Origin of the sequence: Pseudomonas sp. 34 E 7 (genome assembly GCF_900005715.1) — a bacterium.
Lineage (GTDB): Bacteria > Pseudomonadota > Gammaproteobacteria > Pseudomonadales > Pseudomonadaceae > Aquipseudomonas > Aquipseudomonas orientalis_A.
This window is the reverse complement of sequence record NZ_CVTX01000082.1, coordinates 114,912-139,899: the sequence shown is the minus strand read 5'-3', so window position 1 is coordinate 139,899 and position 24,988 is coordinate 114,912. Positions and strand designations below refer to the sequence as shown.

The 24,988-nt window shown below is 55.9% G+C and carries 22 protein-coding genes, 4 tRNA genes and 2 pseudogenes; 18 read left to right on the top strand and 10 right to left on the bottom strand.

What is annotated here, in order from left to right; genetic code table 11:
• Window positions 1-11 precede the first annotated feature (11 nt).
• The 7 genes from rluD to BFP96_RS04580 all read left to right on the top strand — a co-directional run bounded on the left by rluD (window position 12) and on the right by BFP96_RS04580 (window position 5,223).
• A complete protein-coding gene (gene rluD / locus BFP96_RS04610) occupies window positions 12-974 on the top strand; it encodes a 23S rRNA pseudouridine(1911/1915/1917) synthase RluD (protein WP_065888000.1) in 963 nt (320 codons plus the stop codon).
• The gene (gene pgeF, locus BFP96_RS04605) at window positions 971-1,696 is read left to right on the top strand and encodes a peptidoglycan editing factor PgeF (RefSeq protein WP_065935722.1); all 726 of its coding nucleotides are present in this window, start codon (window positions 971-973) and stop codon (window positions 1,694-1,696) included. The genes rluD and pgeF overlap by 4 nt, the downstream gene beginning before the upstream one ends.
• Before the next feature lie 135 nt (window positions 1,697-1,831).
• Window positions 1,832-4,396, top strand: coding sequence for an ATP-dependent chaperone ClpB (gene clpB, locus BFP96_RS04600; protein ID WP_065887998.1), 2,565 nt, complete (start codon window positions 1,832-1,834; stop codon window positions 4,394-4,396).
• A 319-nt stretch (window positions 4,397-4,715) separates the two neighbouring features.
• Window positions 4,716-4,791: transfer RNA gene (locus BFP96_RS04595), tRNA-Asn, on the top strand.
• A 9-nt stretch (window positions 4,792-4,800) separates the two neighbouring features.
• Window positions 4,801-4,877 (top strand) — tRNA-Pro (locus BFP96_RS04590).
• 5 nt (window positions 4,878-4,882) lie between these two features.
• Window positions 4,883-4,958, top strand: a tRNA-Lys gene (locus BFP96_RS04585).
• Between the two features lie 188 nt (window positions 4,959-5,146).
• Window positions 5,147-5,223 (top strand) — tRNA-Pro (locus tag BFP96_RS04580).
• A 169-nt stretch (window positions 5,224-5,392) separates the two neighbouring features.
• On the opposite strand, the gene xerC is transcribed toward BFP96_RS04580, so the two are convergent.
• Both xerC and mobH read right to left on the bottom strand, forming a co-directional pair.
• A complete protein-coding gene (gene xerC / locus BFP96_RS04575) occupies window positions 5,393-6,712 on the bottom strand; it encodes a site-specific integrase (protein WP_065935721.1) in 1,320 nt (439 codons plus the stop codon).
• Window positions 6,709-8,592, bottom strand: coding sequence for a MobH family relaxase (gene mobH / locus BFP96_RS04570; protein WP_065935720.1), 1,884 nt, complete (start codon window positions 8,590-8,592; stop codon window positions 6,709-6,711). Before mobH ends, xerC begins: the two co-directional genes overlap by 4 nt.
• A gap of 204 nt (window positions 8,593-8,796) precedes the next feature.
• On the opposite strand from mobH, the gene BFP96_RS04565 reads away from it, so the two are divergent.
• Complete coding sequence (locus BFP96_RS04565) at window positions 8,797-9,285, top strand: hypothetical protein (protein WP_065935719.1); 489 nt, start codon at window positions 8,797-8,799, stop codon at window positions 9,283-9,285.
• Window positions 9,286-9,522: 237 nt separating this feature from the next.
• Window positions 9,523-9,867: a DUF3742 family protein gene (locus tag BFP96_RS04560; RefSeq protein WP_065935718.1), complete on the top strand. Its 345-nt coding sequence runs from the start codon at window positions 9,523-9,525 to the stop codon at window positions 9,865-9,867.
• Between the two features lie 43 nt (window positions 9,868-9,910).
• Here BFP96_RS04560 and BFP96_RS04555 read toward each other — a convergent pair whose 3' ends face one another.
• The 5 genes from BFP96_RS04555 to BFP96_RS04535 are packed head-to-tail and all read right to left on the bottom strand — an operon-like array spanning window position 9,911 to window position 14,580.
• Entirely contained in the window at window positions 9,911-11,446 is a 1,536-nt protein-coding gene (locus BFP96_RS04555) for a conjugal transfer protein TraG N-terminal domain-containing protein (RefSeq protein ID WP_065935717.1), read from the bottom strand.
• The gene (locus BFP96_RS04550) at window positions 11,443-11,823 is read right to left on the bottom strand and encodes a hypothetical protein (protein WP_065935716.1); all 381 of its coding nucleotides are present in this window, start codon (window positions 11,821-11,823) and stop codon (window positions 11,443-11,445) included. Before BFP96_RS04550 ends, BFP96_RS04555 begins: the two co-directional genes overlap by 4 nt.
• Before the next feature lie 8 nt (window positions 11,824-11,831).
• The gene (locus tag BFP96_RS04545; RefSeq protein WP_371321885.1) at window positions 11,832-13,217 is read right to left on the bottom strand and encodes an integrating conjugative element protein; all 1,386 of its coding nucleotides are present in this window, start codon (window positions 13,215-13,217) and stop codon (window positions 11,832-11,834) included.
• Window positions 13,214-14,155: a TIGR03756 family integrating conjugative element protein gene (locus BFP96_RS04540; protein WP_065935715.1), complete on the bottom strand. Its 942-nt coding sequence runs from the start codon at window positions 14,153-14,155 to the stop codon at window positions 13,214-13,216. The genes BFP96_RS04545 and BFP96_RS04540 overlap by 4 nt, the downstream gene beginning before the upstream one ends.
• Window positions 14,152-14,580, bottom strand: a complete 429-nt coding sequence (locus BFP96_RS04535) for a TIGR03757 family integrating conjugative element protein (protein WP_083216585.1) — start codon at window positions 14,578-14,580, stop codon at window positions 14,152-14,154. The genes BFP96_RS04540 and BFP96_RS04535 overlap by 4 nt, the downstream gene beginning before the upstream one ends.
• Before the next feature lie 208 nt (window positions 14,581-14,788).
• Here BFP96_RS04535 and BFP96_RS04530 point away from each other — a divergent pair, with 208 nt between their 5' ends.
• From BFP96_RS04530 to BFP96_RS04520, 3 genes are read left to right on the top strand one after another with little or no spacing between them, the layout of a single operon-like run.
• Entirely contained in the window at window positions 14,789-15,217 is a 429-nt protein-coding gene (locus tag BFP96_RS04530; RefSeq protein ID WP_065935714.1) for a LexA family protein, read from the top strand.
• Window positions 15,207-16,505, top strand: coding sequence for a translesion error-prone DNA polymerase V subunit UmuC (gene umuC / locus BFP96_RS04525; RefSeq protein ID WP_065935713.1), 1,299 nt, complete (start codon window positions 15,207-15,209; stop codon window positions 16,503-16,505). The genes BFP96_RS04530 and umuC overlap by 11 nt, the downstream gene beginning before the upstream one ends.
• 26 nt (window positions 16,506-16,531) lie before the next feature.
• Entirely contained in the window at window positions 16,532-16,975 is a 444-nt protein-coding gene (locus BFP96_RS04520; protein ID WP_065935712.1) for an SOS response-associated peptidase family protein, read from the top strand.
• Window positions 16,976-16,978: 3 nt separating this feature from the next.
• Here the strand turns inward: BFP96_RS04520 and BFP96_RS04515 are convergent, their stop codons facing one another.
• On the bottom strand, window positions 16,979-17,668 hold the full coding sequence (locus BFP96_RS04515; RefSeq protein ID WP_207225380.1) for an Abi family protein: 690 nt from the start codon (window positions 17,666-17,668) through the stop codon (window positions 16,979-16,981).
• A gap of 198 nt (window positions 17,669-17,866) precedes the next feature.
• Here BFP96_RS04515 and BFP96_RS04510 point away from each other — a divergent pair.
• The 5 genes and pseudogenes from BFP96_RS04510 to BFP96_RS04490 form a co-directional block, all read left to right on the top strand.
• Window positions 17,867-18,859, top strand: a pseudogene (locus tag BFP96_RS04510) (IS66 family transposase); the annotation flags it as partial.
• A gap of 209 nt (window positions 18,860-19,068) precedes the next feature.
• On the top strand, window positions 19,069-20,985 hold the full coding sequence (locus BFP96_RS04505) for a methyl-accepting chemotaxis protein (protein ID WP_043205934.1): 1,917 nt from the start codon (window positions 19,069-19,071) through the stop codon (window positions 20,983-20,985).
• A gap of 436 nt (window positions 20,986-21,421) precedes the next feature.
• Window positions 21,422-21,652, top strand: coding sequence for a hypothetical protein (locus tag BFP96_RS04500; protein WP_065935711.1), 231 nt, complete (start codon window positions 21,422-21,424; stop codon window positions 21,650-21,652).
• 478 nt (window positions 21,653-22,130) lie between these two features.
• Entirely contained in the window at window positions 22,131-22,433 is a 303-nt protein-coding gene (locus tag BFP96_RS04495) for a hypothetical protein (RefSeq protein ID WP_065935710.1), read from the top strand.
• Between the two features lie 5 nt (window positions 22,434-22,438).
• Window positions 22,439-22,639 (top strand): hypothetical protein, encoded by a 201-nt coding sequence (locus tag BFP96_RS04490; protein WP_065935709.1) that lies wholly within the window; start codon window positions 22,439-22,441, stop codon window positions 22,637-22,639.
• Here the strand turns inward: BFP96_RS04490 and BFP96_RS04485 are convergent.
• Window positions 22,636-23,579, bottom strand: a pseudogene (locus tag BFP96_RS04485) (tyrosine-type recombinase/integrase). The gene BFP96_RS04490 and the pseudogene BFP96_RS04485 sit on opposite strands and share 4 nt — an antisense overlap.
• A gap of 28 nt (window positions 23,580-23,607) precedes the next feature.
• Window positions 23,608-24,159 (bottom strand): GNAT family N-acetyltransferase, encoded by a 552-nt coding sequence (locus BFP96_RS04480; RefSeq protein ID WP_065935708.1) that lies wholly within the window; start codon window positions 24,157-24,159, stop codon window positions 23,608-23,610.
• 138 nt (window positions 24,160-24,297) lie between these two features.
• Here BFP96_RS04480 and BFP96_RS04475 point away from each other — a divergent pair, with 138 nt between their 5' ends.
• A complete protein-coding gene (locus BFP96_RS04475; protein ID WP_065935707.1) occupies window positions 24,298-24,666 on the top strand; it encodes a hypothetical protein in 369 nt (122 codons plus the stop codon).
• Window positions 24,667-24,988: the final 322 nt, after the last annotated feature.

The window sequence follows — 24,988 nt, the reverse complement described above, 5'->3', positions numbered from 1 at the left end:
CTAGTCTGAGCATGTCCGATAAAATTGAACTTCGCGCAGAGGTGCCGTCCGAATTGGGCGGCCAACGCCTCGATCAAGTCGCCGCACAATTATTCGCTGAGCACTCGCGCTCGCGCCTTTCCGCCTGGATCAAAGACGGCCGCCTGACTGTGGATGGAGCGGTTATCCGCCCGCGAGACACAGTGCATGGCGGTGCGATTCTTGAGCTGACTGCCGAGCAGGAAGCCCAGGGAGAATGGGTCGCCCAGGACATCGAGCTGGATATCGTCTATGAAGACGATGACATCCTGGTCATCAACAAACCCGCAGGCCTGGTGGTTCACCCGGCGGCCGGGCACGCTGATGGCACCTTGCTCAATGCCCTGTTGCACCACGTGCCGGACATCATCAACGTGCCGCGCTGCGGCATCGTGCACCGTCTGGACAAGGACACCACCGGCTTGATGGTGGTGGCCAAGACCATTCAGGCGCAGACGCAACTTGTTACTCAATTGCAGAGTCGCAGCGTCAGCCGGATCTACGAATGCATCGTGATCGGCGTCGTGGTGGCCGGTGGCAAGATCAATGCACCCATTGGTCGCCACGGCCAGCAGCGCCAGCGCATGGCGGTGATGGAGGGCGGCAAGCAGGCCGTCAGCCACTATCGCGTGCTGGAGCGTTTCCGTTCCCACACCCATGTGCGGGTCAAGCTGGAAACCGGTCGAACTCACCAGATCCGCGTGCACATGGCCCACATCAACTTCCCGTTGGTCGGCGATCCGGCCTACGGTGGTCGCTTCCGCATTCCGCCTGCGGCCAGCCAGACCATGGTCGAATCGCTCAAGACGTTCCCGCGCCAGGCGCTGCATGCACGCTTCCTGGAGCTGGATCATCCGACGAGCGGTCAGCGCATGAGCTGGGAATCGCCGCTTCCGGACGATCTGGTCTGGCTGTTGTCGCTGCTCAAGCAGGATCGCGAGGCGTTTGTCGGATGAGTGACTGGCTGATACCTGACTGGCCCGCGCCGTCTCAGGTCAAAGCCTGCGTCACCACCCGTGCGGGCGGCGTCAGTGTGGCGCCGTTCGACAGCCTCAACCTGGGCGACCATGTGGAGGACAGCCTTGAGGCTGTCCTCGAAAATCGTCGTCGCCTTACCGCAGCGTTCGATATCCAGCCGGCCTGGTTGCGTCAGGTCCACGGCACCACGGTGGTCGAGGCCGATCCGGGCCGGATCGCCGAAGCCGATGGCAGTTGGACCAGCACACCGGGCATCGCCTGCACCGCCATGACGGCCGATTGCCTGCCTGCATTGTTCTGCAATCGAGCGGGCACCCGTGTTGCGGCGGCTCATGCCGGTTGGCGTGGGTTGGCGGCAGGGGTGCTGGAGGCAACCTTCGGAAGCCTTGATAGCAAGCCCGCCGACGTTCTGGTCTGGCTCGGTCCGGCCATCGGCCCGCAGGCCTTTGAAGTCGGTCCCGAGGTGCGTGAAGCGTTCATGCAGCAACTGCCGGCAACTGCCCAAGCCTTTGTTCCCAGCCGTAATCCCGGCAAATTCATGGCCGACATCTATCAACTTGCACGCCTGCGCCTTGCCGCGCGGGGTGTCACCGCTGTCTACGGTGGCGGCTACTGCACCGTGACCGACCCGCGTTTCTTTTCCTATCGACGCAGCCCGCGTACGGGCCGATTCGCCTCCCTTGTCTGGCTTGACCGCTAGACTGTCCTGATCTGTATCAACCATCCACTGCTTGAATCCCGCAGAATCCACCCCATCTATAGGGGTATCTGGCAGGTTTCTTCATTCAGGATGTGTTTGTTCATAGCTCCGGCCTGCTCAAAAGGAAGGTGACTAATGCGTATTGATCGTTTAACCAGCAAATTGCAGTTGGCCTTATCGGACTCCCAGTCCCTGGCCGTCGGTCTCGACCACCCGGCGATTGAACCGGCGCACTTGATGCAGGCGCTCCTCGAGCAGCAAGGTGGTTCTATCAAACCCTTGTTGATGCAGGTGGGCTTTGACGTCAACAGCCTGCGCAAGGAGTTGAGCAAAGAGCTCGACCAACTGCCGAAAATCCAGAATCCCACCGGCGACGTGAATATGTCGCAGGACCTGGCGCGGCTGCTGAATCAGGCCGACCGCCTGGCCCAGCAGAAAGGTGACCAGTTCATCTCCAGCGAACTGGTGCTGCTCGCCGCCATGGACGACAACAGCAAGCTCGGCAAGTTGTTGCTGGGCCAGGGCGTAAGCAAGAAAGCCCTGGAAAACGCCATCAACAACCTGCGTGGCGGCGAGGCGGTGAATGACCCCAATCACGAGGAATCGCGCCAGGCCTTGGATAAATATACCGTTGACCTGACCAAGCGCGCCGAAGAGGGCAAGCTTGACCCGGTCATCGGCCGTGACGACGAAATCCGTCGCACTATCCAAGTGCTGCAGCGTCGCACCAAGAACAACCCGGTGCTGATCGGTGAGCCTGGCGTGGGTAAAACCGCCATCGCCGAGGGCCTGGCCCAGCGCATTATCAATGGTGAAGTGCCGGACGGGCTCAAGGGCAAGCGCCTGCTGTCCCTGGACATGGGCTCGTTGATCGCCGGCGCCAAGTTCCGTGGCGAGTTCGAAGAGCGCCTGAAATCCCTGCTTAATGAATTGTCCAAGCAGGAAGGGCAGATCATTCTGTTTATCGACGAACTGCACACCATGGTCGGCGCGGGCAAGGGCGAGGGGTCCATGGATGCCGGCAACATGCTCAAGCCTGCCCTGGCGCGAGGCGAGTTGCATTGCGTCGGTGCGACCACGCTTAACGAGTACCGCCAGTACATAGAAAAGGATGCGGCGCTTGAGCGACGTTTCCAGAAGGTCCTGGTGGAAGAGCCCAGCGAAGAAGACACCATCGCCATCCTGCGTGGCCTGAAAGAGCGCTATGAGGTTCACCATAAAGTCGCGATTACCGACGGTGCAATCATTGCGGCGGCCAAGCTGAGCCATCGCTATATCACTGATCGCCAGTTGCCCGACAAGGCCATCGACCTGATCGACGAAGCGGCCAGCCGCATCCGTATGGAGATCGATTCCAAGCCGGAAGTGCTCGACCGCCTGGACCGTCGCCTGATTCAACTGAAGGTCGAATCCCAGGCGTTGAAAAAAGAAGAGGATGACGCGGCGAAGAAACGCCTGGAGAAACTCCAGGAAGAAATCGTGCGCCTGGAACGCGAGTATTCGGACCTCGAGGAAATCTGGACCTCGGAGAAAGCCGAGGTGCAGGGCTCTGCGCAGATCCAGCAGAAGATCGAGCAATCACGCCAGGAACTGGAAGCCGCGCGCCGTAAAGGCGACCTGAACCGCATGGCCGAGTTGCAGTACGGGGTAATCCCGGACCTGGAACGCAGCCTGCAGATGGTCGACCAGCATGGCCACAGCGAGAACCAGCTGTTGCGCAGCAAGGTGACCGAGGAAGAAATTGCCGAGGTGGTCTCCAAGTGGACCGGTATTCCAGTGTCGAAGATGCTTGAAGGCGAACGCGACAAGCTGCTGAAGATGGAGAGCCTGCTGCATCAGCGCGTGATCGGTCAGGAAGAGGCGGTGGTGGCGGTGTCCAACGCGGTGCGGCGTTCCCGCGCCGGGTTGTCCGACCCGAATCGCCCGAGTGGTTCGTTCATGTTCCTTGGGCCTACCGGCGTGGGTAAGACCGAGCTGTGCAAAGCCCTGGCTGAATTTCTGTTCGATACCGAAGAGGCCATGGTGCGCATCGACATGTCCGAGTTCATGGAGAAACACTCGGTGGCTCGCCTGATCGGCGCCCCACCAGGCTACGTGGGCTATGAGGAGGGCGGTTACCTGACCGAAGCCGTACGGCGCAAGCCCTACTCGGTGATCCTGCTGGATGAGGTCGAGAAGGCGCACCCGGATGTGTTCAACATCCTGCTGCAAGTGCTGGAGGATGGTCGCCTGACCGACAGCCACGGACGCACGGTGGATTTTCGCAACACTGTGATCGTGATGACCTCCAACCTGGGCTCGTCGCAGATCCAGGAGCTGGTGGGCGATCGCGAGGCACAGCGGGCCGCTGTCATGGACGCGCTGACCACCCACTTCCGGCCGGAATTTATCAACCGGGTGGACGAAGTGGTGATCTTCGAGCCGTTGGCGCGGGATCAGATAGCCGGCATTACCGAGATCCAGCTCGGACGCCTGCGAGCACGTCTGGCCGAGCGCGAGCTGGCCCTGGAGCTGAGCAGCGAGGCGTTGGACAAGCTGATTGCGGTGGGCTACGACCCGGTATACGGCGCGCGGCCGTTGAAGCGTGCGATCCAGCGCTGGATCGAGAACCCGCTGGCACAGCTGATCCTGTCGGGCAGCTTTATGCCGGGCACCAGCGTCGAGGCGACGGTGGAGAACGACGAAATCGTCTTCCATTAAGCCCTGCGGCCAGTGCGATAAGAGGAGGCCCCGCATTGCGGGGCCTTTTTTTTCGATAGGGCGTTGAACTGTAAGGCAAAGGCTTGTAAAGTGCGCCCCGCAGCAACGTCAGCCCACGGGTTTCTTCTCCCCAAGAAGAAATCAGAAAGAAGCGCAAATCATTGTCTTAAAAGCAATTTAAAGGGTTGACAGGGGTTTTTAAGATTGTAGAATAGCGCGCCTCAGAGACGCTAACGTAGCGATACGGACAGGGTCGAAGAGAAGCTACACAGCGGTAAATGTTGTAGTTTGAAATATGTTGTACTTTGAAATATATAGTTCCGTGATAGCTCAGTCGGTAGAGCAAATGACTGTTAATCATTGGGTCCCAGGTTCGAGTCCTGGTCACGGAGCCAATTTCAAACCGGGGTATAGCGCAGTCCGGTAGCGCGCCTGCTTTGGGAGCAGGATGTCGGGAGTTCGAATCCCCCTACCCCGACCATATTTGGGTCGTTAGCTCAGTTGGTAGAGCAGTTGGCTTTTAACCAATTGGTCGTAGGTTCGAATCCCACACGACCCACCATTTTTGAGACCAGTTCACGCTGGAATCAAATCTTAGAATCAGAGGTTCTAGCTCTGATAGAGGCGGTTTTACGGTTTTGGAAAGTGTTGCAGCACTTAGATATCGCCGTAGACATGCAGCCGTCTGAGGCGAACAGTAATTTCGGTTCGTCATGATGTCAATGTGCATCGGTCTTGCGATGCACATTCCGGGGTATAGCGCAGTCCGGTAGCGCGCCTGCTTTGGGAGCAGGATGTCGGGAGTTCGAATCCCCCTACCCCGACCATATTTGATGAAAAAAGGCGCCTTTATGGCGCCTTTTTTTGTGCATTGCATTAGAGTTTACCGTTCGTCGGAAAGCGGCCGTTTTTCAAAATGAGGCTTTATTCCGGGTAGGCGAATGCCTCTGGCAAACCAGAATTCCCCTTAGCCAGTGCGCTTCGATTATCAGCGTACTAGGGCGATGCCCGAGAAAATGATGAGCTTCGCATTGAATGCTCAGTTGAGGTGCGTTTCCTGAATGTACCGACGGCAAGCCCGCTCGCCATCAGCGTCAATAATAGGCTCTGCTCTACCTGATCTTCTGGTGGGGTGGTTGAGCATGTCATTGACTCGCGATGCAGTTGCGCCGATGCGAACTCGAGAGCCATCTGTAGCGCGCTTCGGCCAGTCGACTTGGTAGGCCGATCAATGCTGACCTCTGTGCTTCCAGATTGTTGTGGAGGTGGCAGTTTCTTGGGCTCCGGTTGGGGGATTTCCTGTGGATGCACGCCTACCTTGGCGGGTAAGGGGATAGGAGGTGTGCCACTTGAATCGACTCGTCTTACCCGGCTTAGAGCGCCTTGAGCCAGGCTTCGCTCATGCAGAACGGCTCGCATATGGTCGTAGTCCGCCTCAATGTAATTCATCGTTGTGGCGAGATTCGAGTGATTCAGCAGGCTTTTCGTGAGATGGATGTTTCGCTCCGGCTGCTTCATCAAGTCTGTTGCTAATGTGTGTCTGAAGCGGTGAGGAGTCATGCGCACGCCGATCTTATCGGTGAGCTTGCCGTACATCGACTCCACCTGGTCAATGTTCATTTCCTTGCCATGGTAGTGGCGGGAGAATCTGTTGACGTTGAACAACTGATCGTCTGGTGAAAATCCAATTTTATCGGCCTCCCCCAGTATCCTGGATAAGTGCGGAGCTAGTCCTTCCATAATGGGTAGGAAAAACTCCCGATGGGTCTTCTCTGTTTCACCGCGGACCAAGATCATCTGGTTGCCCCAGTCGATATCCTTGTAGCGCAAGCACAGCAGTGCATTCAGGCGTATGCCTGTGTAATAAAACATCTCGAAAACGCTGAGCCAAAACCATGCTGGCGTTATTTGGCTACGTTCATGCGTACAACGTTCTTGGCCTACAAGGGATATGAGCCAGTTGCGTGCTCGTTGGATGGCGTCTCCGTTGATTGTCTTGCTGGCTCGCTTTGGTGGGATAACGCTGGTTTTCTTGAAAGGGTTGATCGTTGTATGGGTTATCAGGCCGTGCTCTATGGCGTAACCCCAAACAGTGCGAAGGTGATTTGAATAGGTGTTCCAGCTGCGTTTCGATAATCCATTCTCAAGGACTTTTTTTCGCCATATCAGAACCGCACGATGATCGATCTCCTCAGCTGAGGCAGTTCGGAAATGCTTGAGCAGTGCTTTGGTCGATGCACGATAGATCTTTGCACTGGCAGGTCGTAGATCATGGGCAAAGATGTATTCCTCCGTCAGATTCGAAGGGGTCGTCATTGTGGCGGCTCCGGTATTTCTGACTTCAAGGAAAGGCTGATGTTGTCGAAGGGGACCTCAGAGAAGATTGTCAGCGGATCCAGAAGCAAGTACCCCTTGAGCTGCTTGGATTTTCTGGGTCCAACTACATCGCAGGTCCAAATATTCAGACTCTTATGTGTTTTTCGATGAAGTTTCTGTTTCTCGAAACTACGTTGAACCAGCTGCCAGGCGCTGACTCGCTGTACTTTGGCTTGCTGCTCGATGTGCGGGAACTCAAGGACGTAGCGCTTGAATATTCCAGGCGTTACCAGCATAGCGGTCCCTGCTACGGTATGAATCAGCGCTTTGGTATCGTTGATAATGATGGTCCGGGAAGCGATGCCTTTCTTAAGCCATTCAACAAATCCCTGACCGATCTCGGCGTTATTGCTCGGCATCGGAGTGACTTCTTCAATTATTGCTAAAGGCGCACCTCCTTGATTGGAGGTTTGGGAAGGCTGGATGTCATCCAGCTTCGGAGGCGCGGTATATGCCGCTGAGACCTCTTTGTTTTTGGTGTCTTCTGATGGCTCATTGATACTACCAAGGAGAGCCAGTAGCTCGTCAAATTCATCTGTGCTGTTTGAGGTGTGCTGTGGGGGATGGGGGGGGGATGGCTGTGCGGGTGCTGAAGGCGGCACAGGGCTGGATTGGATCTCAGAAGGCAACTTTTTTGTCGGTGTCGCGACGTTATTTTCTGCAGCAGAGTCTTCTGCCGGGTTGCCGGCTTCTATCTCAACAGTCCCCGCGTAAGCGGCGGGCCGATCATTTGGATCATTCCAGATCAGTGCCGGTGAGAGCTTCAGCAGCGTGAAGGTGTTTCGCCAGCCACGACCACTGTCTATCGTAGCTTTCCAGATTGCCTTGTCCTGTGTATTGGTTTGGATTACTCCCTGATCTTGCAGCATGTTGAAAAAAGGCGCATTCGAACTGGGTACACCTTCAACGCCTTGGGTCAGCAAATAGGCTCGCAATTGATCAGCAATCGGCTTGCTAACCAGCCAAAGAGCATCCTGTGTCAGCCAGCCATCTGACGGTCCATCGGGTTGATTCAACTTGAATGTATCTCGGATCAGGTGGCGCAACCCATCTGCCAATTGACGCTGCAAAGACTGTTTGGGCGCGGACAGCGCGCGGGCTGGATTCCCACCAAGTTCCTGTGCGACGGACGCCTGATCGGCCTTGACTACAATCTCGCCCAAAATGCCGGCATGTTCGTACTGACCAGCCAAAATGAAGATTAACTGCGACCACACTTCGGGGAAATTACTGAGCCAATCTAAGATTTCTGAGGAGAGTATCTGCGCGTAAATCAGTGCGGCAGCGGCTCCGTGAAGTTGGTAGTTGCGTCCTTTCACGTAGCGGAATCGATAGGGACGATCGATTGGGCCGTGCCACGGGTGCCAGGTTTTACCTCCTGCCAGCTCGACGTGCACGTCGACGGCGATCTTGCCGAGGTCGTGTATCAGAGCGCCGTAAGCCACGGCGGCAGTCCAGGCCTCAGCCTGTGCTGATTGCGACTCTGGCGGTGCGCCTATAGGTAGCAGGTAGCTCTGTCGAATTTTCAAGGCGTAGGCGACGATTTCAAGCCCGTGATCCAGCATGCCGCCAGGGTGTGCATGATGGTGGTTTTGCGAAGCAGGGAGCTGCTGGACCAACTCCGCGTAGCGCTCAAGTGGACGCCTATAGAGCTCGACAAACTGTGAGCGAGATAACGATGCGCGCTGCCAAATGTTCTCCAGTAGTTTCTGACGGCGCGGCGATGCCAGTAGTGCTTGGCTAGAGGCCGGCTGTATAAAACCGTTAGGGGAGGGGCTTTGGGCGGGTAGCGCTTTATTGCGGCGGAAAATAGAGAACATCGCCTGCTCCGTAAATGATTCATGGGGCAGGCTTTTCTCCTATCAAAGGGGGGCGATCAAGGGGAAAGGATCACTGGTGGTCTCGGGTATTTCTTTTGGCGAAGAGCCATCTTTCTATGGTGGTGACGGAGAAAGGAATGCAGAATTATCGTCGTTTCGGTCTAAGGGCACGGTGCCGTGGATCGACCATGTGAGGAAAAAATGATGGTTTCACTTCGCTACGCTACGAAATCAACCTCAGATAATGTTTGGGCACTTTGTGATTTGATACGTGACAATAAGTGTGACGAGATCGTTCTTTTTGCTAGCGTAGGGAATGATATTGACGATGAAGAAGCAAGGTGGAACAACAACCTTCCTCTGGTTGTCGCCTTAGCTAAATATATTATTCCTCACGTCGATAGCGTCTTGGTCGTTTTTGATGGAGTGTTTCTAACCGCTGCGCGTTCCGTTCGTTATGGTGAAGTACGTGAACTGCTGGATGTAGCTGTTGCGTCTGACAAGGTTTATTACTCTGAGCAAAGAGCTCCACTCACTAGCGAAATGACTCCTGACGAGGCGGTTTCAACTCTTATTAATTTAGGTTCTATCCAGCCGTTGACGGTTGAGTCCAGAGCTGAATACTTTTCTTTGCTTAGTAATTTTACAGAAGACGAGTTAGTTGAAATGCATTCGACTCGGGAGATGCGTTGATGGGATTGGTCCTTTTCCCCGCTGAAAGCGGCCCTTTCGGGTAAGGCTTTTACCCTTGTGAACCATTCCATTCGCTTTTACAGAACCTTTTACCTTTTGGGCCATTTCTGCAGTGAATCGAGCGGGCGTTAGGTACCGAGGGTAACGGCCGTTTGTCTCAGGATCTTGCGGCAGAGAAAAATCGGTATTATAAGTAATGTCATATCGCCCCTAGATGGGGTTGGAAGGAGACGCCCCATGACCACGCAGACCTCTCAGGGGGTAGCAAGTCGCTTAGGCTATGGCCTGGGTCAGGCTGTGCGCCTCGTTTGGTGCAGTCAGAACCGCACGTTGCGTTGGGTCAAGCGTCTCGCGGTGGCGTTGGTGCTGCTGTATTTTTCAGTGGGGATGTTTCATTGGATTGCCAGTGTATTCATGGGTGTCCTGGTTACAGTGCTGATTTTGCATGCAATTGTGAAAGGGGATTCTTCTATCCTAGACGGTCAGCATGGGGCCGTTGAGTCGGAAGATGGCTTCCGATACGGCCTATCCGGTTATGGCCAATATTCGAACGGTGCACGGATTGACTCTGATGATGAATAGTTGAGGATGCCGCTAACACATCCTCACTAACTTGACCAATCTTCTAAGTTTTTTTGCTTGAAATGTCCCCCAGGGCCTGTTTCGCTAGTCCACCCCCTTGGGAGCCAGCTTTTTGAACCCCATCTGTACCTGTTTGTAGCCCGCCCAGTACTGAGCCTGCCTTAACTCCCGTCCAACCTAGGGCGCCCATCCAAAACACTGGCAGAATAATGAACATTGCTCCCATCACAAAGTTCAAGATTGCATCCTGAGTGGCAGTGTTCAATCCCATTACTGGATCAAATGAAAGATATGGTGATCCTGCTCCGTACAATGCATCGAGTATTGTGCTGTCTACCCATCTTGCTAGTTGAAACCAGAAGTCCACGAAGATCAGGGCAAAAAACGTCACGGTCAAGGTCATGGCAACTTGAAGTTGGTAAGCTCCGACGATCAATACCAACGGAATGCAGATCACCATCGCCATTTTCAAAAAAGCCATGACCATCGGTAGCGCTTGGCGAACCATGTCCATGGCTGGGAAATAGGCCATAGATCCTAATGCAACTCCGAGAGTCCCCGCTGCCCGGGCTGCTCCATTCCACACGGTTCCATTGATTTGCCCCCCGTAATCCGTATAAACATCCCCTTTCACCTGGTTCGACGGCGAGACCAGCTGCCGAACAAGCGAGTCAGTCACATCTTCCGGGGATAGCCACTTTGCCCAGCCGAGCATTTTTGTCATGAGGTCCGGCGACACTTGAGCCTTGATACGATCCCGCAGTCCCACTCCGCTATCCGACCACCATTGTTTGCAAGTAGGATAGCCTCCACCTCCACTCACTTGTGGTAGACCCACATCGCGAGATGCGCTATAGGGCCATGAGGCCCTTGGAGTTTTGGAGTAGTCCGTGTCGTAGTACCCCGAGGTGTTCAATAAATAGTGCGAACCAATCCAGCTGAGTTCTTGTGCAAAACGAGGGTCATTCCCTTGCGCTCCCAACTCGGGTTGGCGCATGAATAATCTGGCACGGGAGGGTCCATAGCAATCATGCGTGAAGTCGCCAATTTCCTGAGCCAATAGCGGGTTGTTTATCTTGGTGTTGCTAACCTCCATGCGTACTTGCCGTAGATCAGTTCCGCAGGGGATTGCTGCTACAGCGCCACTGGTTAATCCCTTTGATAACGCATGCATTAATGCCCACCACATGGGCATCTGGGCACTCTTTCCTGCCAGCGAGCTGAATGTAGTGTTCCAGCCTGTGTCTGTGGGTTTAGGTAAGTTGTATTGGCACTGCTGAGCTCTGCTCTGGTCAAATGCCAGGGTATCAAAACTCACATTGACGGCTGGTACAGCGAAGAATGCGACGACGATGTAGCCAACGTAGATATTGGTCTCGATACGTGCCAGTGAGAGAACTCCTTTGTTGCCCTCATCGGCCCCCTCACCACGGACTTTCAGCCACTCTCGAATAACGATGATGCAGAAGGGAAGAGCGAATAGGCCAGTATCTGAAATCATCGCCCAGATACCATTGTTGATGATCCAACCGACCAACGTCAGGTAGTACTCCAAATAATCATTGGTGTAGAGCGTCACGAGTCACCCCCTGCCTGATACAGCACCTTGCTCAGCTCAACCATCAGAAATAATAGGATCACCATCACCTCGATTTTCAACAGGCCTTTGCGCCGTTTCGAGCGTTCTGAGTTCGATAATCGAGCCTTGAATTTGAACCAGGCAACGGCCAGTGCGATATAAAGCATCAGGCGCCAGGTGAAGAGCGACCAGTAGTGGTCGGTACGCCAGGCTTGCCATTGTTCAGCGCTGTCGAACATGTTCATCAAGGCAGCGCTGAGTAGTACTACGAGGGCGGTAGTCGCGAGCAAAACACCCAGAACAAGCAGAATGCTCCTCCCGGTTCGTCTAACCAGCGAGCGGTTGGGGGCGGTGACAGGCTCCGGCATATCGGTCATGGCCTTTCTCACTGTTTGTTCTGGGCGGGTGACTGCAACTGGTCCAATCGATCCGTTTCTGGTGCCCCCGAGGACACACCACGAGAGTCTTCTGCCCGTGCTTTGCTGCGTTCAATGATGGTCAGAGGCGAGTTCTTCGCGAGCTGCTGACGCATGTCCAGTTCCATTTTGAGATTGCCGATCTCCTGTTGCAGCGAGGAGCTCTGCTGGCCGACTGCCTGGACGGCGAGGTCATTAGCCGCGACGTTCGGTTCCCGACTGCCTGCCATCAAGGTGCGCTGCAGGGTCAGAGCTTTCTCCAACACATCGGACAACGCGACTTCGGAGGCAAGCCGGCGAGCGAGTACGTCCTGGTCGCGCTCATCCTTGAGTGCTGCTACAACGCCTCGGGTGATGGGTAACGAGTTGCTGCTCGCTGCTTCCAGGTTTTCTAGTGACAGCGTTTTGCTTCCGCTCAGTAGTTCCTGCAGGGCCTTCAGCTTGGTGTCGTACGTTTCCTGGATCAGCGGCGTGAGGCCGACGCCTGCGGCTGTCACCGTTTTAGGGCAACTGTCACAGGTCTGCTGTTGTTGTTCCCCCAGCACACGATTGGCAAAGGTGGTGGCTTCCTGGGGCGATGACCAGACATTGCATACCATGCCGTTGTTGCAGTTCGCTTTGCTGATGGATGCGGTGTCGCCGGCCGCGCGCTTGTTCAGGAGGTTGTAGCCCGCCTTGGTGACGTCACCTACGATACGAATTGGCTTCTGACCGGAACCACCTGCTCTATCACCACCAACCCAAGTGACGCCATCGTTGCCACCTTTCTTTTCGACTTGTTCCACCGCCGATACTGCGTCCGTGTTGGATGTTAGCGCCTGACTCATAGCCTGACCTTCAGCAAGCTTGCCCCAGCCCATTTGGTTGCCGGCGATATCCGCCATCTTTTCGCCAATGGCGCGGCAGGTGCCTTTGGAGCGGTCGAAGTCCAGGCGGGCCTGCAAAATGCCGTTGGTGATGAGGTTGTATAGCGCCGGGTTCGCACGTTGAAGAATCAGTGCCGGCAGCGAAGCCACAGCGCTGGTGGCGCTCTGTACCACCGAGCTCATGATGTTTTTGAAGCCGGAAGTGGCACCATTCAATTGGTTTTCAAGGGTTGTGCTCAGGCTCATGTTTCCGCAGATTAGATTGGTATTCCAACCGCCTCCCACAGAAATACTATCCATGTTGCCTGCGCTCCCCATGGTGACCGCGTTGCCGCCGCCAATGCTATACAGCACGTTATCCCCAATGACGCTTCCGGAGGATGAGACGTTGATTGGATCAGCAGAGAGCGCTATTGCACTGCTGAGGCTGCAGGCGAGTCCTATCGCCAAGGTAGTGAGTTTCATGCTTTGCTCCGATCGCTGTTTCATTGGAAGTCCGTACTGCCGAGGAAGGTCTGGCCACGACGCTGGCAACACGAATAAGGGCGCCAGAGTGCCCAGGCGTAGCCGCCATCCTGCGCATCAATGTTCAGACCGATGGTGGGAAAGGTTGCGCAAGTCAGGTTGAGGACTGGGGTGAGCTCTTGCCACTTACCAGTGGAGTCGTCACCTTCGCGTAGCGGCCCTGCAGGCCAGTAGCCGGGGTAGGGAAGGGCGAGCATCGGCAAGTAGACATGGACCTGGCCTGGGCGGGTAACTACGTCGCCGGCACGCTGCGCAATAACTGCGCCCGTTTTGTAGTCGTCAGTCTGATTAAGGAAGCCGCTACGCGGATAGACGTTCCCCCAGCTGCTTGCTGAGAGCAGGCTGCCGACTTCACGCATGCCCGGAATGAGTGCTTCGGGGTATACGGATTCCGGGACGCCGTATCGCCAAGCAATGGGGTCAAGGGTGCTCAGAAAGTAAGGCACAAGCGGTAAGGTTGCGCCTTTGCATACATAGCCCGAGGCGCTGGCAAACTGACTTAACGCCGCACCACCTGGATGGCCGATGACATCGGCTTCCTTAAATTTGATGATGTTGTTCTCGGCAACGTGATTGGTAGTGCCGTCGTTGCCCGCTTGGGCCATCGGATTCGGGGTGCCAAGAGGTGACATCTCTATCCAAGGGTTCATCCCGGTATTCGCATATGCAGACACCACAGCGTCCGGTACGTAGTGACGAACCTTGGTCGAGGTTTTGACTTTGCATCCGAATGGCGTGCAGAGCAGCCAATAGCAGATGCCGACCACTTTGTACTCCAGGCAGGTTGGTGACAGGGTCGAGGCAATAATCGCTGCCGAGTTGATCGCAGCCGATGCACTGAATGACAGGCTGAAAGTGATAGCCAGCGACAAAGGCCGGATCGCAAAACGTGAGCGTCTCATCGTGACAGGCTCCGCGCTCGTTCAATCAACGCGACGGCTTTATCTACGTCAGGCTCGCCGTACACGACGTAGCGACGATCTACGACCACGGCTGGGAGTTTTTCGACTCGCAGGCTCCAGGCGTCTGTGACGCCCTGCTGGGCTTGGGCCAGTTCGTTTTGCAGATGCTTCCCTGCAGGGCTGATCAGGTAGCGTTGAATGGCCGCTTCTGCCTGGCGTGGGTCGGCTGGTAGCTGGTTGGAAATTTGTTCTTCAAGGCGCTGCTGATCATCCAAGAAGATGACGCGAGCGCCAGAAGGTGCGGATACTGGATGTGCTCGGTTTGTAATGACCCACGTCTCCGCGTGGGACGCAGTGGACAAGAACAGTAGCAGTGAAAACAGCCAGCGCCGCGTCTCGCTAAGGTGGATAAGGATTTCGAGCATGGCACCGTACCTGATATGGATTCAGGTACAGAAGACCGGATGGTCGTCCTGAGCGCAGTAAGAAATAGGAGTTTGGAGGCTTTGGGTATTTGAGAGCGGCGAATTCGTGAGGATTGGATTGAAGATGACACTTGGTCGGCTCAAATTGACGACACGGTGAGCACGCAGTTAACTGGCTATCCATACAGTAATTATCCAGGCCAAGTTTATGAGCGCGACCCTTCTTGGTCCCATCGCCGCCGACGGTCAGTCCCTGCCGATGTACTCCAATCCTGTCTCGGCCGGCTTTCCATCGCCGGCTGCAGATCACCTGGAAAAAATGATTTCGTTGGATGAGCTTTTTGAAATCCGTGCACCACATGTCTACTTGGCCAAGATCCAGGGCGACAGTATGCAAGGTGTCGGCATTTTCAGCGGTGACCTGGTGATCGTTGACCGAAGCAAAACAGCTCGTCATGGCGATATCGTTATTGCGGCGCTCAACGCTGAATGCGTGTGCAAGCGTCTGCACAGTCGCGGTGGCCAAGTGATTTTGATGGCCGAAAATCCTAAATATCCCCCCAGGTGCGTAATGGAAGGCGACGAGCTGGTGATATGGGGGGTGGTCAACTACAGCGTACGCGACCATGAGGGTTAAGGCCGGCCTCACTCCTGCTTTGCCAATATTTGCGCTAGCGGATTGCAACAGCTTCTACGCCAGTTGCGAGCGCGTGTTCCGTCCGGATCTGGCCAGCACGCCGATCGTGGTATTGAGCAACAACGATGGGTGCGTGATTGCTCGAAGCTACGACGCCAAACCTTTCGTCAAAATGGGCGCGCCCTATTTCCAGATCAAGGACACGTTGCGCCGACAAGGCATTGTGGCCTTCAGCAGCAATTACGCTCTGTACGGGCAAATGTCCGAAAGAGTCATGACGCTGATTGAATCGATGGTGAGCGACAGCGAGGTCTATTCCATCGATGAGATATTCTGCGACCTGACCGGTATGCCCGGCGACCTCACAGAATTCGGACGAAAGATCCGTGCCAAGGTCCTAAAGCACACCGGTATCCCGGTGGGTGTGGGGATTGCCCACACCAAAACCCTGGCCAAACTGGCCAATCACACGGCAAAACGCCTGCAGGCGCGAACCGGCGGTGTCGTGGATCTGTGCAATCCGTTCAAACGCGACTGGGTGTTGCGCAACACCGCCGTAGAAGAGGTGTGGGGCATCGGTCGACGCATGACCGCGCACATGCAGGCCTTGGGTATCCGCACGGCCATGGACTTGGCCAAGGCGGATCCGCTCTTGCTCGGCCGCAAATTTAGCGTCGTCCTGGAGAAAACCGTGCGCGAGCTCGCCGGCACTTCGTGCCTGGTCCTGGAAGAGGCGGAACCGGCCAAGCAGGAGATCTGCTGCAGCAGAATGTTCGGCATGCGCCTGGAGACGATCGAGCCGATTAAAGAGGCGGTGGCCACGTACGCGCAGCGGGCTTCGGAGAAGTTGCGGGCTCAGCATTCACTGTGCAAAAAGATCCGCGTGAGCATTCGTACCGGCATGTTTAACCCCGATGAGGCTCGTTACGCTAACGGCGTGGTCGTGGAGCTACCCTACCCTACCAATGACGTGCGTTTGATCACCAAGGCCGCGACACAGGCGGTGGAACGCCTGTTCCGCCCAGGGTTCCGATACAGCAAGGCTGAGATTTTGTTGATGGATCTTCGTCAACCAGGTGAATTCACTGACGATCTGTTCGCACACGCGCAACCAGCTGCAGCGGACAAGGTGATGAACGTTCTCGATGAAATCAACAGCCGGTGGGGCCGTGGAACGTTGCGCGCGGCAGCTGTACCAGCGGCGCCGGCCTGGGCGATGCGTCGTGAGTTGATGAGCCCGAACTACACCACCAGACTTGATCAGCTCTGGACGGTAAATGCTAATTGAGGCGTCAGAATTGAGGGAGTTTCAGAATGTGCAGTCATTACGAAGCACCGGCGCCGCAGCGGGTAGCTGATACCTTCGGCGTTGAACCTTATGAACAGGGGAAGCTGAATCTATGGCCAGGTTACATTGGGCCCTTCATCCGCAGCGCGGAACACGTCGACCTCGAGGCAGAGTCGCCGGCGTCGAATGAAGTACTGGTTGGTTCGTTCGGCCTAATCCCTTGCTGGAGCAAAGACACCAAAATCGCACGGAAAACCTACAATTGCCGATCAGAGACCGCGAGTGCGAAGCCGTCTTTTCGCACCGCTTGGCGTCAGGCCCGACACTGCATTCATAAACCCGAAGATGAAAAGCGCATGGTGATTATCCTGCCCAAGGGACTTTACGGAGATTGGCTTAAAGCGCCTACAGGCGAAAGCATGGAGTTCATGCGTGAGTACCCGGCAGACCGGATGAAAGTTACGATGTGATCGTCAGGGTTTGGTAGCCAATACCGTATTGACCGTCTGAGTCTGGGACATCCAGGCAGCAGTCTGGTCGCAGCGATATCTGACGACCCTATGAATTCGCGCGTAGTCCTGCGCGAGTTGGCGTGCGAAGATGGGCTCATGGTGGGCAATGCGATTGCGAAATTTTCGGGTCGCCTCCAAGGCGTTTCGAATTTCCGCGCGTAGCTTGTGATAAGGAAGAGCAGCCGGAGCGTGTGGGAACAGGCGCTTAATATGGTTATCCCAGAGCCCGTGATCGTAACGTGCAGTAAACATGGACTCCCAGAAAGCAAAACTCATTTCGGCAATCGCCTTGTCCGTAGACGGCGGGTTACCACCAGCGCTTTGTTCTGCTTTCTGCCTAGCTGCCAACAGAGCTTGACGCGGCTTGAACGCTGAACCGGCTGGGTCAGGCAAACTCAGAAAAAAACCTTGGCTCCAGGGCCAGTGAGCGCCATAGGTGGCAGTCAAAGCTTCAGATACGGCGTTTCGGACCACAACCTCACAGAAATGAAGAGGATGGATGAAAGCAGCCGAAATCGCTGCGTTCCAAGCGTATAAGTGGATGGCGGCGCTCAGAGGCGAAGGCTTGTTGCTGCAAGCGATCAAGTAGGTGCCCATCCTTGGCATGGAAAGGGCAGTCTGCTTGGCAAGATCAGGCGACGTGAAAGACATGAAATTGGACCCAAGTTGACGAAGCCGTCATTTAGCCATATTATTGTGCCACTAACCACTTGGATAGGAGTCAACCTACAGCAGGATTGATTTCGCCGAGGGATGTACGACAGTACACACAAAGCCCACCGAAAGGTGGGCTTTTTGTTTGTGGTACAAAAAACTGCTGGGTCCTGCATTGTAAGCGGCAAACGGCCAGGCATCCCCACTGCCGGCCTGCTGGCGCAAGTGATGGTGGCCAAATTCGCCGACCACCTGCCGCTCTATCGACAGGAAAAGATCTTCGGCCGTGCCGGCCTTGCCATCCCGCGCTCGACACTAGCGCAGTGGATGGGTCAAACCGGCGTGCAGCTTCAGCCGCTGGTCGATGCGCTGCGCGAAGCAGTGCTGGCCCAGCGCGTAGTCCACGCCGATGAAACACCGGTACAAATGCTGGCTCCAGGAGAGAAGAAAACCCACCGCGCTTACGTCTGGGCCTATAGCAGCACGCCATTCTCGGCACTCAAGGCCGTGGTCTACGACTTCAGCCCCAGCCGTGCCGGCGAACATGCGCGTAACTTCCTGGGCACGTGGAGCGGCAAGCTGGTCTGTGACGACTTTGCCGGCTACAAGGCAAGCTTCGAGCTGGGCATCACCGAAATCGGCTGCATGGCCCACGCGCGCCGCAAGTTCTTCGACCTGCACGTCGCGAATAAAAGCCAGTTGGCTGAGCAGGCGCTTCACTCGATTGGCGGGCTGTACGAAGTCGAGCGACACGCTAAGGAAATGAGCGACGAAGACCGTTGGCGATTACGCCAGGAAACGGCGGTGCCCATCGCTGAAAAACTGCATGAGTGGATGCTGGCCCAACGCGAACTTGTGCCCGAGGGCTCTGCTACGGCCAAGGCCCTGGATTACAGCCTTAAACGCTGGGTAGCGCTGACGCGCTACCTGGACGATGGTGCTGTGCCCATCGACAACAACCAGATCGAGAACTTGATCCGGCCGTGGGCGCTTGGGCGGTCGAACTGGTTGTTTGCTGGGTCGCTGCGCAGCGGCAAACGGGCGGCGGCGATCATGAGCCTGATCCAGTCGGCACGTATGAACGGGCATGATCCGTATGCTTATCTCAAGGATGTGCTGACGCAGCTGCCGACGCAGCGGGCCAGCGAGATCGAGCGACTGCTACCACATAGCTGGGCGCCTGCTTAGCTACAGGTAAAGCTTTGCTGGTTTCAGCCGAAACATTCCGAACGGAGAAAAAACTGGCTACGGCAGGCTACTACTGAACCATCCTGGGCTCTATCAGACGTCGACTTCATAGAACGTTCGCCTTGGATAGCTTTAAACAACATCTTCAAGCCCTGAGGCCTGCCATGCTTAGAAATGCTCCTTTGAGTACAAAGCTACTGCTTATTTTGATGTTTCCCCTGTTGGGCTTTCTGGTCTTCGCCGGGATTTTTGTAGCTGACAAACGAGAGACACTGAGCGAGATGAACCGAGCGGTCACCGCTACCGGCACCGCGCAGAAACTCAGTGACGTAGTAACCACTATCCAGCGTGAGCGCGGCGCAAGCGGCGTGTTTCTGGGCAGCGGTGGTAAGACGATGCAGGACAAGTTGAAAGTCTTACGCCAAGAAACCGACCGTGCGGTGAGCGCGATGCATGCGCAATCGACCGAGGGTCTTATCGCGCCTGACAAGATGCTGCGCGCAATTGATGGTTTGGCCGGACTGCGTCAGCAGGTGGACACGCTCGCAATCAATAACGGCGAGTCCGGCACCCGATTCACCGATCTTATCAAAAATTTGATCGGCTTCTCTTACTCACTGGAAACCAGCATTGAGGATCCGGAAATCCTGCGTGGGCTGAGTTCACTCAATCAGTTCGTAGACATGAAAGAGCGCTCTGGTCGAGAGCGTGTACTGCTTGGCCTGGCATTCAACCAAAACCGTTTTGATGCGCCGCTGTTGTCACGTTTCAGCCGCAACATGGGCGAGTTCTCCGGCTATTTCGAGGCCTTTCAACGCTGGGCTCCTGCCGTGTTCAAAAATAAGCTGGATGCGGTTCTACAACAGCCCGCATCCGTCGATGTAGCTCGCCTGCAAAAACTCGGATTTGATACGCCTCTAGGCGATCCGCTTAATATCAAACCCGAAGACTGGTTCAACCTTTCCACCAGCCGTATCGACATGATGGCTCAGGTCGAGGCTGAACTGGGCCAGACGGTCGTGAGCCTAGCCAATGTCGCGCGTACCGATGCCCAGCGCAGTCTGTATGTCGCAATAGCCACCGTCATTCTGATGTTGATTGCGGTGCTGTGGCTCGCTTCGGTGATTATTCGCAATATCAAAATCGCTGTGGTCGACGTGAACCGCACCCTTATTTCGCTATCCACGCGTGACCTAACTGCCAGAACCCGTTACACCGGCAGAGACGAGTTTGGCGAGATCTCGCGTAACCTGGATAACATGGCCATACAGATCGGTGAAGTGATCCGTGAGATCGGGAGTGCCACGGCGCAGGTCGCGACCGCCGCCGAGCAGTCTTCGGCTGTGGCCCTGCAAACTAGCAATAACGTCGTCCAGCAGCGTCAAGGCACCGATCAGGTGGTCACTGCCATCAGCGAGATGAGCGCCACGGTCAAAGACGTGGCGCGCAGCACTACCGACGCCGCAGAGATGTCGCAGCGCGTTAATGCCAGCACTATGCAGGGCAAGGCTGAAATCGAGAACACCATCAGCTTGATCAAAGGGCTTGAGGTTCAGGCCGAACAAACATCCCGAATCATTGAGGAGCTCAAGGGTGAAAGCTATTCCATCTCCTCGGTTTTGGATGTGATTCGTGGTGTAGCAGAGCAAACCAATCTGCTAGCTTTGAACGCTGCCATTGAGGCTGCCCGTGCCGGTGAGCAGGGTCGTGGATTTGCCGTGGTCGCCGATGAGGTGCGGAATCTGGCCAAAAAGACTCAGGATTCCACCGTCAGTATCCAGAAGATGATCGCCAATCTGCAATCCGGCTCCGACCGTGCCGCCACTTCCATGCAGGAAACTCTAGGGAAGGCTCAAGAAGGCGCGAGCAACGTAGTGCGCGCAGGGGAGTTGCTAGAAGAAATAGCCGAGGGCATCGCGACCATCAGCGACAGCAACATACAGGTCGCCTCGGCGGCAGAACAACAGAGTCAGGTTGCCGAGGAGATCCACCGCAACGTAAACGACATCAACACTCTGGTTATCCAGGTCAGCGCCGGTGCTGAACAAACCGCCGTCACCAGCCGCGAGTTAGCCCGCTTGGCCGAGCAACAGCAGGGGCTGGTGGGACGGTTCAAGGTGAACTGAGTTACAAGTTTTTTTACCGGATGCTCAAATGCCCGAGAGAATGACTTTCGGGTATTTGAGGATTGGTAGGTGAGAGGGTGACGCGCCTATAAGGGCTACTTTGCTCAACGCGATAAACGAGGCTTTTCATGACGCCGGATGAGGTCAGGCCATGGATTATCAGCCGTCCTACGGCTTTCTGAAGGACTGCTTATACCGTTCTGAGTCATACAAGGTGACTTTGGCAGACGCTTACTAACGATCTACAAGAGCGCGGGGATCATCAAGATCGACGAAGTGTCGTTCTGCCCTGAAAGCTTTTCGGATGCAAGGATAGAGGGCGGACACCCAAACGGCCCCGTATTTTGCTTGGGAGCGGCCAAGGCAGTGATCAAATTAACTGACGCGAACTTACTGGTCGCGGCTGGTGTGACCGATAATAGGTAGGAAAGCAGATATGAAAGTAATTGCACCTGGAAAAATCATCATCACAGTTGAAGCTAGTTCTCCAAAGGCCTTAGAGAAGCTTCTGGATCAGGCTTTGTTCGAGCTCAAGTTAAGGAGTACGGACGATGACGGGTATCAGCAGGCTCTCTCTAAGATTACCAAAGGTGAGCAGACCGGTACGTTGGGCAATTACAGCTTTGACTACAGTGCACCTGAAATCGAGTGGGATGAATCACTCTAGGAAAAAGGAGCAACACTGTATGGGAATGCCGAGCGAACCGCATCATGACGAATATGTTTTGAGCCTGGCACGGAAGTGTCCATTTCCAGAATGGCTTTTGCTGGAGCTACCAAATGGGAAATGGGGAGCGTTCTGGAATGCAGGGCTAGAGGGAACTTGGGCTACGGCTGTTTGGGAAGGTGATTATTCAGCATGCGCCTTGGTTCATGCTGATCGATTCGAGGTGCTTCGCTATATGGAGAAGCATCAGTCCCACTAAGGTAGGAAAATAAGAAGGCCATTTATGAAGAAATGCAGTCTCAGCTCCAGGAACTTGTTGACCTGGTGGAGCTTGACGAACTGTACACCGCAGCAGTCGCCTACGGCGTTGTTGAGGCGGATCAGGCCACCGCCCAGGCCCATCAACAGAGTGCGCATCGTCGAACTGAAACGTAACTACGTGCTTAAGTAAACCTTCACTGCCGCCACGGAAATCCGTATGTCGAAGCCAAAGCTCGGCGCCTGGGCGTCCCGCATCGTGGGCTACCTGCTGGTAGCCACCACCGCGTTACTGATCTTCAGCATTGCCCAGGAATTGCTGAGCGGTAGCACCCTGTCGACCAACAAATGGGGCCCCCGGACGGCTTACACCCTCGCCGGAGAACCGTTTAAATATTGGGCCTCAGTGGTATCGCATTGCGTCACTGCGTTGATCCTGGGGGGCGCTGCAGCAGGCGCGTTCTGGCTGGCCAGGTTGGAAACTACCGAAGCGGTACCGACACATAAACCCCGCTGGAGATAACGACCATGCTCAACACCGCTCAAATTAAACAGCAGCTGCAGGAAATGGGTGAACTCGTCCAAGAAATGGCCAACCTGCTCGAGGACGGTACCGACGACGCGCCCTTGGCTTTTTTTGAAGCCTGTGAGGATCTACAGCTGCAGGTCACGCAGCTGATGCGCGCCACCTTTCTGGCGGTGCAGCAAAAGCCGGTACCCGCGCTTTAGTACTTCACCTTGTACGTGGGTGAATCCTCCGGCCGCTTGCCTCGCCGATCGTAGAGGCGCGTCGTGCTGATGTTGGCATGCCCTAAACAGACCTGGACCTTGGCGATATCGGCATCATGCTCAAGGGCATTGGTTGCAGCCGTCGCGCGCAGCCCGTGCACGCCCAGGCCGTCAACCTGGATGCCCGCCGCGTGGGCCATTGGGCCACCACCTTGTAGATCCCGTTACCCGTAACTGCGCCGCCGGCAGTGCGACCACGGATCGAGCGGAACAGCGGGCCATTGCCCGGTTCGCGTTGACTGTCGCGCTCCAGGTACTCATGAATACGCTCGGCCGCAACAGGATGCAGCGGTAAATAGCAGGTCTTGCCGCCTTTCCCTTTCAGCTGCAGGTGCTTGATGCCGCGCCGGTCCTGCAGATGACCCGTCATCAGCTGCGCTGCTTCTTCACGGCGCAGACCGTGGTACAGCAGCACCACCAAAATCGCGCGGTCCCGCACGCCTTTGAGCGTAGACACGCCGGGAGCATCGAGCAGCAATTTAGCCTGGTCATCATCGAGTGCCGGCGTCTTGCCTTCGTTGGTTTCGATCCTGGGTCGTTTGACCCCGTGCACCGGGTTGCCGCCGGCGACGGCGTTGTTCTCCAGGAGGTGATCAAACAGGCTGGCCAGCGCCGCCAGTTTGCGCCGGATGGTGGCCCCGGCCAGTCCCTGGGTTTCCAGCTGGGCCCGCCAGGCCAGCACGTGCGCGCGGGTGACGGCGCGGAATTCCTCGGCGCCGGTGAGGCCGACAAAACTGCGGAAGTCTTCCAGGTCGTTTTGATAGGCGCGGCGGGTGCGCGGGTTGTCGATATTGGCGAACCATTCTACCGCTGCCTGCACACCGGCCAGCTGCTGAAACTCCACGGCGCTCAGCCGTCGTTCGCCGGCCGGCAACAGCACGGCCGTGGACTGGGGGGAGTGAGGCCGTTCATGGAATGCCCGGCCCTGCGGGTCGACCTGCCGCGTGTTCAGCGGCGACCCATTCCCAGTATTCACGGATCAAGCGTTTGTCCTCAGCCTCGGGCACCAGGTGCTGCCAGCGCTGCTGTTCCAGCTCCATTTCCTGGACGCCGCGCAGCTCGTCCTCGAGCACGGCGCCAGCCGCAGCAAATCGCCGGCGGGCCCGGTACCAGAACCCGTCGGATGAGGTGTACTGGTACAGCGGCACAATCGGCACATGGTGCGCGCACCACAACTGCCACAGCACGCCGAGGCCGATGCCCTGACCCTGCTGCGCCGGCACAATTTCAAGCATGTTGATATACAGCCGATCGCCCAGCGGATTGATGCCGTAATCGACGTGGCCAACGCGATGGCCACCGACCTCGATGTCGTCCAAGTAGTCGGTACCGGGAAACACGAAGTTGCCCCGGGGGGATTCTTGGCGGCGATTAACCAAGTTCACGCAAGCGGCCGCGTCATTCAGGGTTTTTACCGCACGTCTACGGAAAAAGGCGTGCACCGGCTCAAAAATCGACATACGGCCTGCTCGGCTGAAATAGGGTGATAACCTATTTTATCACCCCTAATAAATACTACGAGCAACACCGCGCTCTTTGAAATGTAGGTCAGTGCATCATTGCGCAGCTCCCAGTGCGAAAATCTTAGGAAAAAAAACATGAGATACAGAGTCTTGATTTCCTTGCTAGCTTTGAGTCTGAACGCCGCAGCTGCAGAGCAGAGCACCGATCTGCCGAGTTGTGACATTCAAGGCCAGCAGGCAGTGGTTGGTGAAACAGGAGGTCAGATCAGTGACCTGGGACAAGCTCACATATCGGCGCGAGCGAATATCTTGAGTGCCGATATCGGTACTTCACGAAAAGCCCGCAATATCACTCAAGTTGAAGCTGACCGTATGATCAAACGTGTCCAAGCCATCCGAAACGAGACCGACGATTTTGTAAGCCAGCAAGGCTTCTTGAGCGCAGGTGAGAAAGCTAGTTTCGACCGCGAGCTTGATGGCATCGCAACGCAGCTGTGTAAATAGGAAAGAAGGGCTCGCAGTCGTACGCGGTCTGGAATGTCCGAAAGTACATGGAGTTAAGGCGCTCAACCTTTCGACTGCTGAGCCATATTAAGAAGATCAAGGGGCATGTGTTCTATACCGGTGAACACAAGACTACCGACCCTGATGCGCATGAGTCGACCGAGACGTTCAAGCGGCAGCTGCTGCAGTCCGTGCGTAAAATTGACCGTTTCTGCGCCAATGGCAAATAGCGGGCTTGCCGCCCTTTCTTCTCACCTGAAGGTGTTTGATGCGCGCCGCTCCAGCAGGTTGCCAGTTATCAGCCGCGCGGCTTCTTCCCTAC

Bases quoted from the DNA above. Each gene is read 5' to 3' on its own strand.
- BFP96_RS04545 (WP_371321885.1), bottom strand. From the start codon at position 13,217: ATGAAACAGCGATCGGAGCAAAGCATGAAACTCACTACCTTGGCGATA.
- BFP96_RS04480 (WP_065935708.1), bottom strand. From the start codon at position 24,159: ATGTCGATTTTTGAGCCGGTGCACGCCTTTTTCCGTAGACGTGCGGTA.
- BFP96_RS04500 (WP_065935711.1), top strand. From the start codon at position 21,422: ATGAAAGTAATTGCACCTGGAAAAATCATCATCACAGTTGAAGCTAGT.
- BFP96_RS04530 (WP_065935714.1), top strand. From the start codon at position 14,789: ATGAGCGCGACCCTTCTTGGTCCCATCGCCGCCGACGGTCAGTCCCTG.
- BFP96_RS04490 (WP_065935709.1), top strand. From the start codon at position 22,439: ATGCTCAACACCGCTCAAATTAAACAGCAGCTGCAGGAAATGGGTGAA.
- BFP96_RS04520 (WP_065935712.1), top strand. From the start codon at position 16,532: ATGTGCAGTCATTACGAAGCACCGGCGCCGCAGCGGGTAGCTGATACC.
- BFP96_RS04540 (WP_065935715.1), bottom strand. From the start codon at position 14,155: ATGAGACGCTCACGTTTTGCGATCCGGCCTTTGTCGCTGGCTATCACT.
- BFP96_RS04550 (WP_065935716.1), bottom strand. From the start codon at position 11,823: ATGACCGATATGCCGGAGCCTGTCACCGCCCCCAACCGCTCGCTGGTT.
- BFP96_RS04565 (WP_065935719.1), top strand. From the start codon at position 8,797: ATGGTTTCACTTCGCTACGCTACGAAATCAACCTCAGATAATGTTTGG.
- BFP96_RS04535 (WP_083216585.1), bottom strand. From the start codon at position 14,580: ATGCTCGAAATCCTTATCCACCTTAGCGAGACGCGGCGCTGGCTGTTT.
- BFP96_RS04560 (WP_065935718.1), top strand. From the start codon at position 9,523: ATGACCACGCAGACCTCTCAGGGGGTAGCAAGTCGCTTAGGCTATGGC.
- BFP96_RS04515 (WP_207225380.1), bottom strand. From the start codon at position 17,668: ATGTCTTTCACGTCGCCTGATCTTGCCAAGCAGACTGCCCTTTCCATG.
- BFP96_RS04495 (WP_065935710.1), top strand. From the start codon at position 22,131: ATGTCGAAGCCAAAGCTCGGCGCCTGGGCGTCCCGCATCGTGGGCTAC.
- mobH (WP_065935720.1), bottom strand. From the start codon at position 8,592: ATGTTCTCTATTTTCCGCCGCAATAAAGCGCTACCCGCCCAAAGCCCC.
- clpB (WP_065887998.1), top strand. From the start codon at position 1,832: ATGCGTATTGATCGTTTAACCAGCAAATTGCAGTTGGCCTTATCGGAC.
- BFP96_RS04505 (WP_043205934.1), top strand. From the start codon at position 19,069: ATGTTTCCCCTGTTGGGCTTTCTGGTCTTCGCCGGGATTTTTGTAGCT.
- pgeF (WP_065935722.1), top strand. From the start codon at position 971: ATGAGTGACTGGCTGATACCTGACTGGCCCGCGCCGTCTCAGGTCAAA.
- xerC (WP_065935721.1), bottom strand. From the start codon at position 6,712: ATGACGACCCCTTCGAATCTGACGGAGGAATACATCTTTGCCCATGAT.
- BFP96_RS04475 (WP_065935707.1), top strand. From the start codon at position 24,298: ATGAGATACAGAGTCTTGATTTCCTTGCTAGCTTTGAGTCTGAACGCC.
- umuC (WP_065935713.1), top strand. From the start codon at position 15,207: ATGAGGGTTAAGGCCGGCCTCACTCCTGCTTTGCCAATATTTGCGCTA.
- rluD (WP_065888000.1), top strand. From the start codon at position 12: ATGTCCGATAAAATTGAACTTCGCGCAGAGGTGCCGTCCGAATTGGGC.